Raw genomic sequence first — 16835 nt, 5'->3', positions numbered from 1 at the left:
GGGCCTCCGGGGGTCAGCGGACGTCGGCGGAGTGCGGCCCGGCACCGCGCTCCAGGTACCAGCGGGCGGTGCCGACCACGCCGTACGCACGGATCCGGCGGGTGGAGTTCTGCACCACCATGTCGCGGCGGTGGACGATCGCGGTGGTGTGGCGGCGGACCAGGTTGATGAACGTGCGGTCGGTGGGCGAGGGACGGCGCGGCATGCCGCCGACCGCGCGGTAGAGCTCGGCGCTGATCGCCATGTTGTTGCCCGCGTGCATCCGGTACGGCGTGAGGTAGCCGTGCCGGCGGTGGTGGGCGGGCCGGATCCGGCCGAAGAGGGCGCCGATCGCGACGAGGGCCAGGAACACCGCGCGGCCGGCCGGTCCGTGCTCGTCCCGGCGGGCGGTGACCCGGCCGCAGACCAGCCCGTGGCAGTCGAGGAGCCCGGCGCGGGCGGCGGCCGTCCAGCCGGGTTCGGGCAGGCAGTCGGCGTCGGTGCGGGCGAGCAGGGTGGCGCCGCGCGCGATGGCGTGCCGGAACGCGGTGTCGACGGCCGAGCCGACGCCCTTCTCCGGCTCGACCAGCACCTCGACCGGGAACGGCGCCCGCCCGGCGAAGGCACGGACGCTCGCGACGGTGCCGTCGGTGGATCCGTTGTCGGCCACCAGGAGGGTGAAGTCCTTGTCCCGCTGGGCGGCGAGGGCGTTCAGCGTGCCCTCGATCCGGGCCTCCTCCTGGTAGGCGGGGACGATCACCCAGAGCTCCGTCACGACGCCTCCCAGATCATCGTCATCAGGCTGACGCCGCCGCCGAGACCGATCAGCAGCACCTTGTCACCGGGGCGCAACTCGTCCTTGATCCGGTCGAGTTGGATGCCGAGCGTGGCACTGGCGACATTGCCCAGCTCGGGTACGGTGAGCACCAGCTTCTCCGCGGGCACGCCGGTGAGCTCGACGAAGCGCTCCAGGTAGGGGACGGTGACCTGGTGCACCAGCACCCGCGCGTAGTCGTCCCAGCCGAGGCCGGTGCGGGCCGCCACCCGGGTCAGGATGGCGCCGCCGATCTTCTCGAAGACCCCACGCAACTCCTTGCCGCTGCCGCGGAAGTAGCTGTACTCGTCGCCGCGCGGGTGGCGCGAGCCGCCGCCGGGTATCCCGCCGACCTCCCAGTGCTCGGAGGCGGTCTCGGTCTCGACGTCGAGGATGCCGCCGCGCCCGACCGCCTCGACCACGACGGCCGCGCCGGCGTCGCCGAAGGTGTACCCGGCGAAGCCGTCCCGGAAGTCCGCCGGACCGGCCGGGTCGCGGCGCATCGCCCGGCTGGGCGTTTCGCCGGTGACGACCAGGGCGCGCCGGGCCCGGCCGGCCAGGATCATCGCGCGGGCCAGGTCGATCCCGTTGAGGAAGCTGTTGCAGGCGTTGCTGACGTCCAGCGCGTGGGCGCGGGAGCCCAGTTCGGCCTGGACGAGGTGGGCCGTGGCCGGCTCGCAGACGTCCCGGGTGGCGGAGGCGTACAGCAACAGGTCGATGTCGAGCGGGCCGATGCCGCGGGCGTCCAGGGCGCGCCGGGCGGCGCCGATCGCCAGGGTGGAGGCGAACTCGCCGTCGGCCGCGAAGTGCCGCGTGACGATGCCGGTCGCCTTCTCGAACATCCGCTCCGGCAACCGGAGCCGGCCGCCCGCGGTGACCTCCTCCTGGAGTTGGCCGGAGGTCAGGCGACGGGCGGGCAGGTGGGATCCGACGGCCGTGATGCCGATCCGCGGGGTGGCTGCTGGGTGCATGCCCCCATGCTCCGGCGGCCGCGGCGGCGCCCACCTGAGTACGGGTACTCAGGTGGGCGCCGCCGGCTACCCAATCGTGCGCCGGGCGGCCGTCACTCCTCGATCGGCACCTTCTGCACGGGCACCGGCTGCGGCGGCACCGGCGGCGCCGGGGCCTGCTGGACCGGCCCCTGCAGTGTGGTGAGCAGCTGCCGGGCCACCCCGAGCCCCGTGCCGCCCATGGTGAGCGCCTTGGTGAAGAGGTCCCCCACGCCCTCGGCGCCGTTCAGCAGCACCATGTGCTCGACGTTGCCGAAGGACTCGGAGGCGGCCAGCACGATCTCCGGCCACTTCTCCGCCAGCTCCTGCGCCACCACCGAGTCCGGGTTCTCGGTGAGGGCCGCGGCCCGCGCCTTGATCCCCTCCGCCTTGGCCAGCCCGATCGCCCGGGCGGCTGCCGCCTCGGCCAGACCGCGGGCCTCGGACGACGCCGCCTCGGCCTGGCCGGTGGCCTTGGTGGCCTCCGCGGAGGCCAGACCGCGCAGCTTGGTGGCGTCCGCGTCGGCCTCCGCCGCGATCCGGACCTGGCTGGCCTCGGCCGCCGCCTTCAGCTCGGTCTCCCGGGCCTGCGCCTGTGCGGCGGAGATCCGGGCGTCGCGGTCGGCCTCGGCCCGGGTGCGGGTCTCGTACGCCCGGGCGTCGGCCGGCTTGCGGACGTCGATCTGCAGCTGCTGCTCCTTGCGCTGGGACTCCAGCTGGGCGACCTTGGTCTCCTGGACGACGACCTCCTGCCGGGCGGCGGCCTCGGCGAGCGGCCCGGCCTGCAGCGCGCGGGCGCTGGCGGTGTCGCGTTCGGCCTGGTAGGCGGACTGCTGGATGGCGCTGTTGCGGGTCGCCTCGGCCTTGCGGGCGGCCGCCTCCTGCTCGGCCTCGGTGGCCATCCGGTCGGCCTCGGCCTGGGCGATCCGGGCATCCCGCTGGACGGCGGCGGCGTGCGGGATGGCGAGGTTCTTGATGTAGCCGGTCGGGTCGATGATCTCCTGGATCTGCAGGGTGTCGATGATCAGCCCGAGCTTCTCCATCTCCAGCCCGGACGCGGCCCTGGTCTCCCCGGTGAGCCGCTCCCGGTCGCGGATCATGTCCTCGACGGTGAGCCCGCCGACGATCGAGCGCAGGTGGCCGGCGAAGACGTTGTGGACGCGCTGGCTGATCAGCTTCTGCTGGTCGAGGAAGCGCCGTGCGGCGTTGGCGATCGACACGTCGTCGTCGCCGATCTTGAAGATCACCACACCCTTGACCCGGACCGGGATGCCCTGGGTGGTGACGCATTCGACGTCCAGCTCGGCCTCGTTGAGGTCCAGCGAGAGCCTGCGTACCCCCTGCAGGCCCGGTGTGACGAAGGTGCCGCGCCCGGTGACGATCCGGAACCCCAGCCCGTCACCGACCCCCTCGGTCCGGTGCCGGGAGCCCGAGATGATCAGCGCCTCGTTGGGCTCGGCCACCCGCCACATGAGTTTGAAGAGCGTGATCCCCACCAGCAGTACCGCGAGGCCCGCCCCGACGATGGTAAACAGCATGGTTCAACTCCCCCTTCCGGCACATGAGATGTGCCGTTACGGATTGTCCGCCCGGCACAACCCGAAGAGAAGGGAACCGACGTGACGGTCTGTCACAACCCTGTCACGGCAGCACCGGCGCCACGTAGACCGTCCGCGGCGGGTGGTACTCGATCACCACCACCGGCGTCCCGATCGCCAACCGCTCGCCCGGTACGGCCAGGTAGGCGAGGAACGCCTCCGTCCCCTGCCGCTCCGGGACGTGCACCATCACCTCGCCGACCAGCCCCGCCCCGACCGCCCCGCTGACCCGCCCGGCACTCCCGATCACTGCGGCCCTCCCTCGTCGCCCTGCTGCCCGCCCGACTGCCAGTGTGCCCGCCCGGAGCCGACCCGGCGGCCCCGCCGCCGCGATCCCCGCCCGTGGACCCCCTCTGGACCAGCGGCGATTCGCTCGCTACGGTGTTGGACGTCATGCGCAGGCAACACCGCCTGCGGACACGGGAGCTCGGAGCACCGGGCTGAGAGGGCGCTGACCGGGACGTCGTCGGACGAACCGAACGCTGCGCCGACCGCAGGAACCTGACCGGGTAATGCCGGCGTAGGGAGTAGAGGGTCTGATGACCACGTTCGATGCACAGCCGAAGTCTGCCCGGAACGCCGCCGTCAGCAGCGCGGGCACCGGCTACCCGACCCCGGCCTGGCGCAAGGCCTACCGCGACGGATCCCGTCCCGACCTGCGGGTGCCCTACCGCGAGGTCGTGCTCACCAACGGCCGCACCGTTCCGCTGTACGACACCTCCGGCCCGTACACCGACCCGGCGTACCAGCCCGACGTCCGGCGCGGGCTGCCGCCGCTGCGTGACTCCTGGATCCGCCAGCGCGGCGACGCCGAGGAGTACGACGGCCGCGAGGCCCGCCCCGAGGACGACGGCATCAAGCACACCTCGCCGCGCGGCGGGAACCTGCGCAACCTCGACGCCGTCTTCCCCGGCCGCCCGCGTCGTCCGCTGCGCGGCCGCGACGGCGCCGCCGTCAGCCAACTCGCCTACGCCAAGCGCGGCGTGGTGACCCCCGAGATGGAGTTCGTTGCCCTGCGCGAGGGCCTGGCGCCCGAGTACGTCCGCGCCGAGGTGGCCCGCGGCCGCGCCGTCATCCCGGTCAACGTGAACCACCCCGAGGTGGAGCCGGCGATCATCGGCACCAACTTCCTGGTGAAGATCAACGCCAACATCGGCAACTCCGCCGTCACCTCCTCGATCGAGGAGGAGGTGGAGAAGATGACCTGGGCCACCCGCTGGGGCGCCGACACCGTGATGGACCTCTCCACCGGCCGCAACATCCACACCACCCGCGAGTGGATCCTGCGCAACTCCCCCGTGCCGATCGGGACGGTGCCGCTCTACCAGGCACTGGAGAAGGTCGACGGCAAGGCCGAGGAGCTCAGCTGGGCCGTCTACCGCGACACCGTCATCGAGCAGTGCGAGCAGGGCGTCGACTACATGACGGTGCACGCCGGCGTGCTGCTGCGCTACGTGCCGATGACGGCCCGCCGCAAGACCGGCATCGTCTCGCGCGGCGGCTCGATCATGGCCGCCTGGTGCCTGGCGCACCACCAGGAGAACTTCCTCTACACGAATTTCGAGGAGCTCTGCGACATCCTCGCGAGCTACGACGTCACCTTCTCGCTCGGTGACGGGCTGCGCCCCGGCTCCGTCGCCGACGCCAACGACGAGGCGCAGTTCGCCGAGCTGCAGACCCTCGGCGAGCTGGGCCGGATCGCCCGCGAGCGGGACGTCCAGGTGATGATCGAGGGCCCGGGCCACGTCCCGATGAACAAGATCAGGGAGAACATGGATCTCCAGAAGGAGATCTGCGACGAGGCGCCGTTCTACACGCTCGGCCCGCTCACCACCGACGTCGCGCCCGGCTACGACCACATCACCTCCGGCATCGGCGCCGCGATGATCGCCTGGTGGGGCACCGCGATGCTCTGCTACGTCACGCCCAAGGAGCACCTGGGCCTGCCCAACCGGGACGACGTGAAGACCGGCGTCATCACCTACAAGATCGCCGCCCACGCCGCCGACCTCGCCAAGGGCCACCCCGGCGCCCAGGAGTGGGACGACGCACTCTCCGACGCCCGGTTCGAGTTCCGCTGGGAGGACCAGTTCAACCTGGCCCTCGACCCGGAGACGGCCCGCGCGTTCCACGACGAGACCCTCCCCGCCGAGCCCGCCAAGACGGCGCACTTCTGCTCGATGTGCGGCCCGAAGTTCTGCTCGATGAAGATCAGCAAAAGCATCATGGACACCTACGGCGACGAGATGGCCGTGACCAGCGACGATGAGGCCGAAGCCGGCATGAAGGCCAAGTCCGAGGAGTTCGCGGCCCGGGGTAACCGGGTGTACTTGCCGCTGGCGGACTGACAACACGGCTCATAGGGGCACCGCACCGGGAGGCAGGAGGGGGCTTCCCGGCGCGGTGCTCCGGTTGATGCTGGTGTCGGTTGTGCCTGGTCTACTGTCGGCTGACGAAGGACCGTGTGGGGGAGGAACCCGTGGGCGTGTTGACCGACTACTTTCGCGCAGCCGATGCGGCCTCGGTCGTACGGGTGCTGCAGGGTGCGGACGACCGCCCGCTCGTCGGCGGTGGGAGTCCCCACTTCGACGGGGTCGAGGCCAAGCGCCTGGATCCGGACCTTGTGCTTGGGGAGCTGATCGCCGCCATCCGTCAGGTTCCGTGGGAAGCAGGGCTCGTGGAAGAGAGTCCGGTGTGGCCGACCACCCCGGAGCCTGGACCGGGCGGCCCGCAGGCCGAGGACGACCCCTGGGCCACGGGTCCGTGGGTGGTCGAGCTTGCCGCCTCGGTCCGGGACACGCTGGCAGAGGTGAGCGACGCGGATGTGCCGACGGTCGTCGCCAGGTGGGTGCAGACGGAGGAGCTTCGCCCAGCCGGCGTCGAAGACATGCAGCCGCTGGCCGAAGAGTTGATCCGACTGGCCAGGCGCGCCCACAGCGCTGGCGAGAAGCTCTATTGCTGGATCTGCCTGTAGGCGCCGGAGAAGCGGGCACTCCTCTCAAGCCCTCCACCCACGAAGCCAATGTGCTGGCTGGGGGCTGAAGTTGTCGTCGATGAAGATCTCCCAGCAGATCCGCGAGGAGCACGGCGACGGCTCCACCGCCGTCAGTACCGCCTACGACACCGAGGCCCTGGCCGGGATGCGGGCCAAGTCCGAGGAGTTCGCCGCCCGGGGCAACAAGGTCTACCTCCCGCCGGCGGACCGACGGAGGGTGCCGAGGCGCTGCGCCGGGATCCCGAAAGGGGTGTCCGGCGCAGCGCCGCGAACGTTCGGGTGCGCAGGCGCAATCCGGTGCGCGGATTTCTCGGGTGCGGGTCAGAGCCCGAGGATTTCGCGAATGAGGCCGAGCTTGCGCTCCGGGGAGAGGTCCTGGGGACGGCCGGCGAGCAGGCCGTTCAGGACGGTGGGGACGTCGGAGCCGTCGGGAGCCTGGACGGCGTCGATGACCTGGCAGCGCAGGCCGCTGTCCCGGACGAACACCCACAGGTCGTGTTCCTTCCGCGGCTCGCCGTTCTCCCTCGGGGAGAGCCGCCACGTCGGGAACCAGCCGAGCCCCTCTTCGGTGAGACGCTCGGCGAGTTCTTCCAGGACGTACTTGCCGAGTCTTCGGTAGCCGACTTCCGCGCGCAGTTCGCCGAGGGTGACCCTGAGCAGGCCACCTGCGGCGCGGCAGCGCTCGGCCACCGTGCCGACGTCGGCGTCGCCCGCAGTGAGCGCCTCTTCCTGCGTATTCGTCAGGTCGTTCATGATCGGGCCAACGATCGGGGTCACGGGGCGATACGTGATTCACCGGCCTGGGCGCGGCCAAGAGGAAAAAACGGTACTGCTATGGCGCTGGGGGCGACCGGAGCAGCCGGCGGAGAGCGGCCGGCGGCCAGCGGCTGCCGAGGGAGTTCGAGCCCGCATGAAGTTCGTAGACGAACGATGCTGCGAGGTGGCGGTCATTCCTCGATTGGTCCCCGTGCGTCACTCCGTTGCATCTTTATTAGTCTCTTCTTTTCATGTTGTTGTTGCACGGTGTAGTGAGTCGGTGACTCTCCATCACCCGTCCTGGTCGGCTCCGCTCGTCGAAGGCCCTCGGGTGCGAGTGCGGGGGCGTGAGACCCGACCGGAAATCACCAGCAGCGCTCCGAATGCCCTCTTCGGGTGACGGAGTTCAACGGCGACAAGAAAGGTCCTGTCCTATGGCAGTCGATGCCATGCTGTCCGCTCCACCGGGACGAGGGCGTAGACGCACTCGACTCGCGGGGACGTCCGTCCTGCTGTCCGGACTGACGTTGCTCGCGACGGCCGGCCTGGTCCCCAGCCCCGCACACGCCGCAACGGCACCGGTGGGGCTGGGGACTGACACCAGCTATGCGATCCTGGCGGGTTCGACCGTCACCAACACCGGCCCCAGCGTCATCAACGGAGACCTGGGACTCTTCCCGGGCACCAGCGTGACGGGCTTTCCCCCCGGAGCCGTGAACGGGGTCCAGCACGTCAACGACGCACAGGCGGCGCAGGCCCAGTCCGACCTCGTCATCGCCTACAACGATGCCGCCGGCCGGGCCCCCACGGCCATCCTGACCTCGCCCGGCGACATCGGAGGCCTGACGCTGACACCCGGCGTCTACAAGGCGAGTTCGTCGCTGAACCTCACCGGGACCGTCACCCTCGACGCGATGGGCGACCCGAGCGCCGTCTTCATCTTCCAGATCGGCTCCACCCTCATCACGGCTCCGTCGAGCGTCGTCAGCCTGGTCAACGGAGCACAGCCCTGCAATGTGTTCTGGCAGGTCGGTAGCTCCGCCACCATCGACGTCAACTCCTTCTTCAAGGGCAACATCCTGGCCCTCACGTCCATCAGCGTGAACCATGCCTCGGTGATCGAGGGTCGTGCCCTGGCCCGCAACGGCGCCGTCACTCTGGACGACAACACCATCACGAGGGCGGCCTGCACCGTCGGCCCGCCCGGACCGAGTGGCCCGCCCGGACCGAGCGGCCCGCCCGGACCGAGTGGCCCCGCTGGTCCTCCCGGTGCTGCCGGTTCCCCGGGAGCCCCCGGCCCCAACGGTGCGCCGGGCGTGGCGGGCTCCCCGGGTGCTCCGGGTGCTCCCGGCCCCAACGGTGCTCCCGGTGCGCCGGGTGCCAACGGTGCTCCCGGTGCCCCCGGTGCGCCCGGCCCCAATGGCGCCCCCGGTGCTGCCGGCTCCCCGGGTGCCCCCGGCCCCAACGGTGCGCCGGGCGTGGCGGGCTCCCCGGGTGCTCCGGGTGCTCCCGGCCCCAACGGTGCTCCCGGTGCGCCGGGTGCCAACGGTTCGCCCGGTGCCAATGGATTGCCGGGCGCGAACGGTGCTCCCGGTGCCAACGGTTTGCCGGGTGCCAACGGTTTGCCGGGTGCCAACGGTTCGCCGGGCGCCAACGGTGCCAACGGTTCGCCGGGCGCGAACGGTTCGCCGGGTGCCAACGGTTCGCCGGGCGCGAACGGTTCGCCGGGTGCCAACGGTTCGCCGGGCGCGAACGGTTCGCCGGGTGCCAACGGTGCGCCGGGTGCCAACGGTTCGCCCGGTGCCAATGGATTGCCGGGCGCGAACGGTGCTCCCGGTGCCAACGGTTTGCCGGGTGCCAACGGTTTGCCGGGTGCCAACGGTTCGCCGGGCGCCAACGGTGCCAACGGTTCGCCGGGCGCGAACGGTTCGCCGGGCGCGAACGGTTCGCCGGGCGCGAACGGTTCGCCGGGTGCCAACGGTTCGCCGGGCGCGAACGGTTCGCCGGGTGCCAACGGTTCGCCGGGCGCGAACGGTGCTCCCGGTGCCAACGGTTCGCCGGGCGCGAACGGTGCTCCCGGTGCCAACGGTTTGCCGGGTGCCAACGGTTCGCCGGGCGCCAACGGTGCCAACGGTTCGCCGGGCGCGAACGGTGCTCCCGGTGCCAACGGTTCGCCGGGCGCGAACGGTTCGCCGGGCGCGAACGGTGCTCCCGGCGCCAACGGTTCGCCGGGGGCCAACGGTGCCCCCGGTTCACCGGGTGCCAACGGTTCGCCGGGAGCCAACGGTGCCCCCGGTTCACCGGGTGCCAACGGTTCGCCGGGCGCCAACGGTGCTCCCGGCCCTGCTGGTCCGGCCGGCCCCGCAGGGCCTGCTGGTCCGGCCGGACCGCCCCAGTCTCCGGGCGGGCACGGCGGTCAGGGCCACGGCGGCCATGAACAGGGTGAGCACGGGAATGACCAGGGCAACCACGGCAACGTTCCGGCCGACCACGGCAACGTTCCGGCCGACCACGGCAACGGGACGGGCGGTCACGAACAGGGTGTACCGGCCGTGCGTCCGCACGAGTCGGGGCAAGCACTCGCCGCCACCGGCTCCGACAAGTCGATCGTCATGGCGGTCGGCTCGGCGGCCGCCGTCGTGCTGGGAGGCTCGATCCTCATCCTCGTGAGGCGCAGCGGACGCGCCGCAGCTCGCCGCCGGCACTAGCCGTCGCCGTGATGGGCGGTGAGTGTCCGAAGCTGGTCCACTTCCCGCCGACGGACTGATGCTCGACCACGTGTGGCGCTGTCTCGGGCAAGCCGGAAGGCCGCTCCGGGACAGCGCCACAGCTTTGGCCGGAACGGCGGTCGGGTCGGTGTTCCCGGCCCTGCGCGGGCGGATCCGCCTGACCCGGGACCGTCCGTCGCGACGGCGGGGGACTACGTGCATCACGAGGCAGCCGAGCGGGGCGTCGACCCGGCGGCAAGGCGCCTGTCCCGAAACGGAGTTGTCGTCGATGAAGATCGTCCAGTAGATCCGTGACGAGCATCCGCCCGGTCGCGGGTGGGGGCGGCGACGGCCGTGGCAGGCCCCGGGAGCCCGGCGGTCTCCCGGGGCTGCCGGTCGGTGGCCCCGGTGACCGGGGGGTTCGGCCGCGGCCGTTCAGGCGGCGGCCGCGGTCGTGGGCGCGGTTGCGGCGCCGGCCGCGGCGAGCACGGCGGTGGCGCGGTCGCAGGTGAGGACGCCGAGGACGTAGCCGTCGTCGTCGACGACGGGCCACACCGCGAGCCGCTTGATCCGCATGGTGAGGGCGGCCAGCGCCAGGCCCATGGTCGGCCAGGTGAACGGGCCGCGCTGGTGGGCGACGGTGCTGATCGAGGTCGGCTCGCCGTACCAGGAGCGTTCGAGGAAGACCCGCAGCCCGGCGCGGGTGACGAGCCCCTCGCACCGTCCGTCGTGGTCACGGACGATCAGGTACTCCAGATGTGCGCCGCGCAGGACGTTGTTGGCCTGGTCGACGGTGCTGTCGTCGGTTGTCCAGTACTCGCAGGGATCCATGGCGTCGGCGACCGTGGGGCACTGGCGGGTTCGGACCGGCTGCGGGACGAGAGTGGTCACGGTGCTCACCGCTTCCCGTGTCTCCGGACGCCGGCCAGGGGCCCGCCCGGAAGATGCGTGACCCAGAACGAAGCCGGAACGGGTACCGGGATGCGGAGTGCCCTGGATGGTTCCGAGCGTACTCCGGTGGTGGGCGGCCCGGGCGGGGGCGGCGCGGAGTACCGTGGGAGACAACCGAGGACATTCCGGACACCGGTATCAGCACTGGTGTCGCCCTGGGTCCTGATTGGTTCCTCGTGGACCGGACGGGCGGCTCCTGATGATGCCGATCCCCCTTCCCAGCGCTTCCCCTCCGGGGCAGTGGTCCGTACCCGGCGTCCCGCTGCTCCCGCGCCTCGTGCTGGCGCCGACCACGGCGCGGGACGGCATCTTCGACGGCGGCTGGTGGCCCCGCTCGGACAACGTCCTGGACGAGCTGCCGGACTTGCTCACCGCGCTCGGCGCGCACCTGGGGCCCATCACCACCGTGGGGCTCGACACCCCGGCCTGGGGCGGCGTGCCGCGGTCGGTGGTGGTGAACGGCGTGGTGGTGCGGATCAACTGGTGCGCCGGCAGCAACGCGACGATCAGCGTCGGCCGGGGCTTCCAGGACCACTTCCTCCTCCTGGTGGTGCCGCCCCGGACGGCTCCGGTGACGGCGGCCTCGGCGATGGCGGCGGCGGCGACGCCCGGGAACCACACGCCCGCGGCCGAGCTCCTGCTCCCCTGACGGGCCGCCCGCTCCCGGGCCGGGCGCCGCGGTTCCCGCCCGGGGCCGCCCGGGTGCCGGTCACGCCGTGGCGGTGGCCGGGGCGTCCGCGGCGTCCGCTGCGTCCTGCGGGTACCAGCGGAGCTCGACGGTGTTGCCGTCCGGGTCCTGGACGTAGAGGGAGGTCGCGGTGCCGCGGGCGCCGAAGCGCGGGCCGGGGCCGTCGAGGACGGTGAAGACGCCGGAGTCGACGACCTCCTGCCAGTCCAGCGGCTCGACGGCGAGGCAGAGGTGGTCGACGTTGGACTCGCCCCGGTGACGGGGGAAGAGGTCGATGATGGTCTCCGAGTTGACCCGGACGGAGGGGAAGGACACCTTGCCGGCCCGCCACTCGTCGACCCGGACGGGCTCCATGCCGAGCAGACCGAGGTAGAAGTCCAGCGACCGTTCGACGTCCTGGACGTTGAGGACGAGGTGGTCGAAGGCCTTGACGCGGATGGCGGTCATGGGGAGCTCCTGCGGTGCTGGGGGTGGTTCCGGTGACGTGCTCCACGATCCGCCGGGCCGGGGGTCGCATCAACGCAGGACTGCACTAGGATCGTTGAGCAGAGCTCAATGATCGGACGTCAGCATGTGGGAGCGGTACGAGATCGAGGCGTTCCTGACGCTCGCGGAGGAGCTGCACTTCGGCCGCACCGCCGAGCGGCTGGGCGTCACCACCGGGCGGATCAGCCAGGTGATCGGGAAGCTGGAGCGCCGGACGGGTGCCCGGCTGTTCGAGCGGACCAGCCGGACGGTGCGGGTCACCGCGATCGGGCAGCGGCTGGCGGACGACCTGCGGCCGCTGGTCGCCGGGATCGAGGAGTCCGTGCACCGGGCCGTGGAGGCGGGCCGCGGGGTGACCGGCGAGCTGCGGGTGGCGTTCCTCGGCGAGTGGACGGCGCCGCTGCTGCTCCGGGCCGTCCGGCTGTTCACCGGCCGCCACCCCGGCTGCCGCGTCGACGTGCGCGAGGTGCAGCTCTTCAACTCCCGGCCGAGCCTGCTGGACGGTTCGGTCGACCTGCTGATCGCCGCCTATCCCTTCGACGGGGACGGTCTGGCCTGCGGGCCGACGCTGATCTCGGAGCGGCGCGTGCTGGCGGTGGCGGCCGGGCACCCGCTGGCGGCGGTGGAGTCGGTGTCGGTCGAGGACCTCGCCGACCACCCGGTGGTGCAGTTCCCGGCCGTCACCTCGGCCGCCTTCAAGCGGGACCGGACACCGGAGCACACCCCGACCGGCCGGCCGGTGCCCAAGGGCCCGGTGGGCAGCACGTTCTCGGAGATGCTCTCGCTGGTCGCGCTCGGCCGGGGGGTGCTGCCGGTCGGCGAGCACTCGCGGCAGTACTACCCCCGGCCCGACGTCCGCTACGTGCCGATCCGCGACGCGCCGCCGATCGAGCGGGGCCTGGTCTGGTTGGAGTGCAACACGACCGAGCGGGTCCGCGCGTTCGTCCGGGCCGCGACGGAGGCCGCCCGCGCCGACGGCTCACCGGGCTGAGCCGGGCACGGGCGGGCACGGCCGGGCACGGGCGGGCCGCTACGGGATCGGCCGACGCCGGGTCAGACGCCGTCCGGGTCAGACGTCGTCCGGGCTGGTGAAGCCCGGTCCGGTGTAGCCGGGGCCGGTGAAGTCCGGGGTGGAGAAGGTGGCGGTGCGCGGCTCGCGCCCCTCCGGGTCGGTGATCCCCTCGACGCCGGGGCTGCTGAAGCCCGGTCCGGTGTAGCCGGGGCTGGAGAAGTCGGGGCTGGAGAAGTCCGGCCGGGCTGCGGGGCCGCCCTGGGCGGGAACGGCCGCGGTCGGCGGCGGTGGTGCCGGGTCGGCGCGCAGTGCGGCGTGCAGGTACGGCAGCAGCGCCCGGTCGCGCAGTGCGCGCTGCCAGGCGCGGCGGGCCTCGGCGAGCTCGGCGGCGAGCTCGGGGTCGACCCCGGCCGGGCCGGGCACGCCGGCGCCGTCGCGCAGTGCGGTGAGGACCAGCCCGACGATGCCGACCACCATCGCGACCACCCCGGCGGCCAGCGCGACCCACCCGGCGGTGAGCACCGAGTGCGCGAGCGCGGACTCCTCGTCGGCGGCGCGCAGCACGTAGCCGAGCAGGAGCAGCACCAGGGCGGCGGCCCAGGCGAGGATCGGCGTGAGGACGGTGAGGACGGGGAACAGTCCGGCGCCGCCGTCGGCCGAGCGCAGCTGGGAGAGCAGCCCGGGCGCGGTCGGCTCGTGGTCCGGGTCGGGCGGGGGTGTGCTGTGCAGGCTCCCGCGCAGCCGCAGGTAGTGGTCGTACTCGGTGGCCGCCGCGGCCGAGACGCCGTCGGCGGCGCGCAGGGCCTGGTGGCGCAGCTGGTCGCCGGTGAGGGCGCCGGGCGTGCGCAGGGCGGTCAGGATGGTGCCGTCGCGCAGTGCTTCGTCGAGGAGGCGCTCGAAGTCGGGGCGGTCCTCGGCGAGCAGGTGCGGGGCGTTGTTCATGGGGACCCCGTTCAGGCGAAACCCGTCCGCCCCTGGCCCGCGGGGTGTGCAGACACGGGCCCGGGGACGGGCCGCCACACGGGCGGCCGGGTGTGGTGTGCCTCGATGGTAGGGGCGGGTGCGGTCGCGCTGACAGTAACTTTCCGGAATTTCGCGCCCCGGGCCGCGCGTGCGGTCCGGGGCGGGCGCCGGGAACGGGTGTTCGGGAAGGGGCGCGGGAGGCGTCCGGGACGGTCAGATCGGCAGCCGCGCGACCAGCAGGCGTCCCTCCATGGTGACGCCGCCGTCCATCGCCACGGCGAGCTCGTCCGCGTAGATGTACGGGCCGGGGATGTGCGGCGGTGCGCCGTCGTCGGAGTGCACCGCGCCGGTCAGGTACGGGATCGGGCTGTGCCCGTGCACGATGCGCGAGCCGCCGTAGGTGTCGAGCAGCTCGTGGGCGGCCTGCGGGCCGGAGTCGCCGCGGAAGGCGAAGCGCTTGGTGAACCGGCGGAAGCAGTCCCACCACTCGTCCACGCCCTCGTCCGCGAGCAGGTCGTGGACGCCGTCGTTGACCTCGGCGATGGACTCGCCGTACTCCAGGTAGGCCGTGGTGTCGGAGTGCAGCAGCAGGTGGCCGTCCTCCAGCGCGATGGCGGGGAGCCGGGACAGCCAGCTGATGTGGTGCGCCTCCAGCCGGTCCAGGTCGTGCTGCTGGCCGCCGTTGAGCCGCCAGGCGGCGAGGAACGAGGCGGTGCCGGCGGTGGACTGGACGGGCTCGTCGCCGTACCGGGCGGCGCCGAGGAACAGCAGTTCGTGATTGCCCATCAGGGCCCGGCAGTAGCCGCCGGCGGCGGCGGCCTCGGCGGCGAGCTGCATGACCAGGTCGATGACGCCGATGCCGTCGGGGCCCCGGTCGGTGAAGTCGCCGAGGAACCAGATCCGGGAGCGCCCGGCGGCCCAGTGGCCGTCGGCGTCGATCAGGCCCTGGTGGCGCAGCTCGGTGAGCAGTTCGTCGAGGTAGCCGTGCACGTCGCCGACGACGTAGAGCGGGCCGGGCGGCTCGTTGGGGGCGGGCGCGGGGTACGGGTGGTACGGCACGCCGGGTTCGGGCAGCGGCGGGCCGAGCTCGATGGTCGGCGGGTCGTCGCTCTGGTGGCCGCCGGGGAGGGTGCCCTGGTGGGCGGGCGAGGGCTGGTCGACGAGCGTCGGCTCGTAGCCGGGGTGACCGCCCTGCGGGGCGTGTCCGGGCTGCGGCGCGTGCCCGGCCTGCGGGTCGTGCTGCTGCGCGGCCGGTCCGCTGGGCCAGTGCTGTTCGAGGTACCGCGCGCCGCCGTAGCCGCTGTACGTCTCCGACTCGTACGCCGCCTCGGTGTAACCGGCGGGCTCCGGTTCGTAGTAGGTGCCGTAGGGCAGCACGTCGAGGTCCGGCTGGTGGCGGGGGCCTGAGTCCGGGTGATCAGGCCCGGGGAAGCGGTCCTCGGGTGTCATTCGCCCATCATAGGAAGACCACTCTCCCGGCGTCGTCACCTGGTGGGTATCCAATCCTCCGGAGCGTCAGCCGGGCGGGCCGTCAGGTCCGTTTTGTCCCGGCTAGGTATGGTCTAGACCGCCTCTTGGGCCCCGCCGCCGGCCGCCGCCGGGCCCGTTCCCCCGCCGCCGCGCGGGGCGGCCTCCGCGCGGCGCGGCCCGCGGCACCGCGCGCCCCGCCCGCCGGGAGGCGGTCCCGCGCGCTACACCTCGCCCGGCGTGCGCGGCGGGCTGACCGTGGTGCGCGGGCTGCGGCGCTGGGAGGAGGCCCGGACGATCAGTTCGGTGGGCATCAGGGTGCCGGGCGGCGGGCCGGTGCCCGCGGTGCGGAAGCGCGGCGGGAAGAGCCGGGCGATGTCGACGCCGGTGCCGGAGTCGACCCCCTCGATCGCGTCGATGAGCAGGTTGACGACGGTGGTGCCGATCCGCCGGGGCTTGAGCGAGAGCGTGGTGATCGGCGGTTCGGTGGCCGCGTACACGTCGCTCTCGCTGCAACAGACCAGTAGCAGGTCGTCCGGCACCCGCAGGCCGTACCGGCGGGCGGCGGCGAGCAGGTCGGTGCCGTTGGGGTCGAACAGTCCGTAGACGGCGTCCGGACGGTCCGGACGGGCGAGCAGCCGGTCGGCGGCGACGGCGCCGGCGGCCGGGTCGTGCGCGGGGTAGGTCTCGTAGACGGGCTCCTGGCCGACCTTGGTGCACCAGCCGAGGTACGCCTCGGTGGAGAGCCGGGTGTAGGTGTCGGTGCTGGTGCCGGTGAGCAGACCGATCCGGCGGGCGCCGGCCTCGGAGAGGTGGTCGAGGATGTCGAGCACGGCGGCCTCGTGGTCGTTGTCGACCCAGGCGGTGACCGGGCAGTTCCCCGGTTTGCCGTCGCTGACCACCGGGACGCCGGACCGGTACAGCTCGCTGACCAGCGGATCCTGGTCGGGCGGGTCGATCACCACGGTGCCGTCGAGGGCGATGTTGCCCCAGACGTCGTGCCGGGAGGAGGCGGGCAGGACGACCAGCGCGTAACCGCGGCCGAGGGCGGCGCTGGTGGCGGCCCGGGCCATCTCGGCGAAGTAGGCGAACTCGGTGAAGGTGAACGGCTCTTCGCCGTAGGTGGTGACGGTCAGCCCGATCAGGCCGGAGCGTCCGGTCCGCAGGGTTCGGGCGGCGGCCGAGGGGCGGTAGCCGAGGCGCTCGGCGACCTCGCGCACCCGGCTTCTGGTCTCGTCGGGCAGGCGGCCCTTACCGTTCAGCGCGTCGGAGACGGTGGTGATCGACACTCCTGCGGCTGCTGCCACATCCCGGATGCCGGCCCGCTCCAGACGCCGCGAGGTGGTGGGTCGCCGACCGCTCTGGTTGGCTGCTGCTGTCATGGCGGACCGATCGTATGGCTCCTGACAAGGGTCTGTGACCGGCGCAT

The 16835-nt window shown here is 72.7% G+C and carries 15 protein-coding genes and 1 riboswitch; of the genes, 5 read left to right on the top strand and 10 right to left on the bottom strand.

The annotated features are described in order from the left end of the window. Positions 1-13 precede the first annotated feature (13 nt). From OH807_RS21090 to OH807_RS21075, 4 genes are all read right to left on the bottom strand, one after another. Positions 14-754, bottom strand: coding sequence for a glycosyltransferase (locus OH807_RS21090; RefSeq protein ID WP_406201137.1), 741 nt, complete (start codon positions 752-754; stop codon positions 14-16). Further along, positions 751-1764: a 3-oxoacyl-ACP synthase III family protein gene (locus OH807_RS21085; protein ID WP_406201135.1), complete on the bottom strand. Its 1014-nt coding sequence runs from the start codon at positions 1762-1764 to the stop codon at positions 751-753. Before OH807_RS21085 ends, OH807_RS21090 begins: the two co-directional genes overlap by 4 nt. A gap of 92 nt (positions 1765-1856) precedes the next feature. After that, positions 1857-3320, bottom strand: a complete 1464-nt coding sequence (locus OH807_RS21080) for a flotillin family protein (RefSeq protein ID WP_406201132.1) — start codon at positions 3318-3320, stop codon at positions 1857-1859. A gap of 103 nt (positions 3321-3423) precedes the next feature. Then, the gene (locus tag OH807_RS21075) at positions 3424-3630 is read right to left on the bottom strand and encodes a hypothetical protein (protein ID WP_406201130.1); all 207 of its coding nucleotides are present in this window, start codon (positions 3628-3630) and stop codon (positions 3424-3426) included. 159 nt (positions 3631-3789) lie between these two features. After that, positions 3790-3924, top strand: a riboswitch (TPP riboswitch). Between OH807_RS21075 and thiC the strand changes: the two genes are divergently transcribed. Together thiC and OH807_RS21065 are read left to right on the top strand one after the other, a co-directional pair. After that, positions 3920-5728 (top strand): phosphomethylpyrimidine synthase ThiC, encoded by a 1809-nt coding sequence (thiC, locus tag OH807_RS21070; protein ID WP_406201128.1) that lies wholly within the window; start codon positions 3920-3922, stop codon positions 5726-5728. Its footprint overlaps the riboswitch before it by 5 nt. A gap of 137 nt (positions 5729-5865) precedes the next feature. Continuing rightward, entirely contained in the window at positions 5866-6354 is a 489-nt protein-coding gene (locus tag OH807_RS21065; protein ID WP_406201125.1) for a hypothetical protein, read from the top strand. A 342-nt stretch (positions 6355-6696) separates the two neighbouring features. Here the strand turns inward: OH807_RS21065 and OH807_RS21060 are convergent, their stop codons facing one another. Further along, on the bottom strand, positions 6697-7152 hold the full coding sequence (locus OH807_RS21060; RefSeq protein WP_406201123.1) for a hypothetical protein: 456 nt from the start codon (positions 7150-7152) through the stop codon (positions 6697-6699). A gap of 413 nt (positions 7153-7565) precedes the next feature. On the opposite strand from OH807_RS21060, the gene OH807_RS21055 reads away from it, so the two are divergent. Further along, on the top strand, positions 7566-9839 hold the full coding sequence (locus tag OH807_RS21055; protein ID WP_406201120.1) for an ice-binding family protein: 2274 nt from the start codon (positions 7566-7568) through the stop codon (positions 9837-9839). Between the two features lie 435 nt (positions 9840-10274). Here the strand turns inward: OH807_RS21055 and OH807_RS21050 are convergent, their stop codons facing one another. Beyond that, positions 10275-10730 (bottom strand): CBS domain-containing protein, encoded by a 456-nt coding sequence (locus OH807_RS21050; protein ID WP_406201118.1) that lies wholly within the window; start codon positions 10728-10730, stop codon positions 10275-10277. A 262-nt stretch (positions 10731-10992) separates the two neighbouring features. Between OH807_RS21050 and OH807_RS21045 the strand changes: the two genes are divergently transcribed. Further along, positions 10993-11439, top strand: coding sequence for a DUF5994 family protein (locus tag OH807_RS21045; protein ID WP_406201116.1), 447 nt, complete (start codon positions 10993-10995; stop codon positions 11437-11439). A 60-nt stretch (positions 11440-11499) separates the two neighbouring features. Here OH807_RS21045 and OH807_RS21040 read toward each other — a convergent pair whose 3' ends face one another. Then, on the bottom strand, positions 11500-11925 hold the full coding sequence (locus OH807_RS21040; protein WP_406201113.1) for a VOC family protein: 426 nt from the start codon (positions 11923-11925) through the stop codon (positions 11500-11502). A 124-nt stretch (positions 11926-12049) separates the two neighbouring features. On the opposite strand from OH807_RS21040, the gene OH807_RS21035 reads away from it, so the two are divergent. Then, positions 12050-12955: a LysR family transcriptional regulator gene (locus OH807_RS21035; protein ID WP_406201110.1), complete on the top strand. Its 906-nt coding sequence runs from the start codon at positions 12050-12052 to the stop codon at positions 12953-12955. Positions 12956-13033: 78 nt separating this feature from the next. Here the strand turns inward: OH807_RS21035 and OH807_RS21030 are convergent, their stop codons facing one another. The 3 genes from OH807_RS21030 to OH807_RS21020 all read right to left on the bottom strand — a co-directional run bounded on the left by OH807_RS21030 (position 13034) and on the right by OH807_RS21020 (position 16788). Next, positions 13034-13918 carry a hypothetical protein gene (locus tag OH807_RS21030; RefSeq protein WP_406201107.1) on the bottom strand — a complete coding sequence of 295 codons (885 nt, stop codon included), beginning with the start codon at positions 13916-13918 and terminating at the stop codon, positions 13034-13036. Positions 13919-14152: 234 nt separating this feature from the next. After that, a complete protein-coding gene (locus tag OH807_RS21025) occupies positions 14153-15388 on the bottom strand; it encodes a metallophosphoesterase (protein WP_406201105.1) in 1236 nt (411 codons plus the stop codon). A 242-nt stretch (positions 15389-15630) separates the two neighbouring features. After that, complete coding sequence (locus OH807_RS21020; protein WP_406201103.1) at positions 15631-16788, bottom strand: LacI family DNA-binding transcriptional regulator; 1158 nt, start codon at positions 16786-16788, stop codon at positions 15631-15633. Positions 16789-16835 lie beyond the last annotated feature (47 nt).

The organism is Kitasatospora sp. NBC_01560 (genome assembly GCF_045208415.1).
In the GTDB taxonomy this organism is placed as follows: domain Bacteria; phylum Actinomycetota; class Actinomycetes; order Streptomycetales; family Streptomycetaceae; genus Kitasatospora.
The sequence above is the reverse complement of the archived record's forward strand: the minus strand, read 5'-3'. Positions and strand labels throughout refer to the sequence as shown.

Bases quoted from the DNA above. Each gene is read 5' to 3' on its own strand.
- OH807_RS21085 (WP_406201135.1), bottom strand. From the start codon at position 1,764: ATGCACCCAGCAGCCACCCCGCGGATCGGCATCACGGCCGTCGGATCC.
- OH807_RS21080 (WP_406201132.1), bottom strand. From the start codon at position 3,320: ATGCTGTTTACCATCGTCGGGGCGGGCCTCGCGGTACTGCTGGTGGGG.
- thiC (WP_406201128.1), top strand. From the start codon at position 3,920: ATGACCACGTTCGATGCACAGCCGAAGTCTGCCCGGAACGCCGCCGTC.
- OH807_RS21055 (WP_406201120.1), top strand. From the start codon at position 7,566: ATGGCAGTCGATGCCATGCTGTCCGCTCCACCGGGACGAGGGCGTAGA.
- OH807_RS21045 (WP_406201116.1), top strand. From the start codon at position 10,993: ATGCCGATCCCCCTTCCCAGCGCTTCCCCTCCGGGGCAGTGGTCCGTA.
- OH807_RS21040 (WP_406201113.1), bottom strand. From the start codon at position 11,925: ATGACCGCCATCCGCGTCAAGGCCTTCGACCACCTCGTCCTCAACGTC.
- OH807_RS21035 (WP_406201110.1), top strand. From the start codon at position 12,050: ATGTGGGAGCGGTACGAGATCGAGGCGTTCCTGACGCTCGCGGAGGAG.
- OH807_RS21030 (WP_406201107.1), bottom strand. From the start codon at position 13,918: ATGAACAACGCCCCGCACCTGCTCGCCGAGGACCGCCCCGACTTCGAG.
- OH807_RS21025 (WP_406201105.1), bottom strand. From the start codon at position 15,388: ATGACACCCGAGGACCGCTTCCCCGGGCCTGATCACCCGGACTCAGGC.
- OH807_RS21020 (WP_406201103.1), bottom strand. From the start codon at position 16,788: ATGACAGCAGCAGCCAACCAGAGCGGTCGGCGACCCACCACCTCGCGG.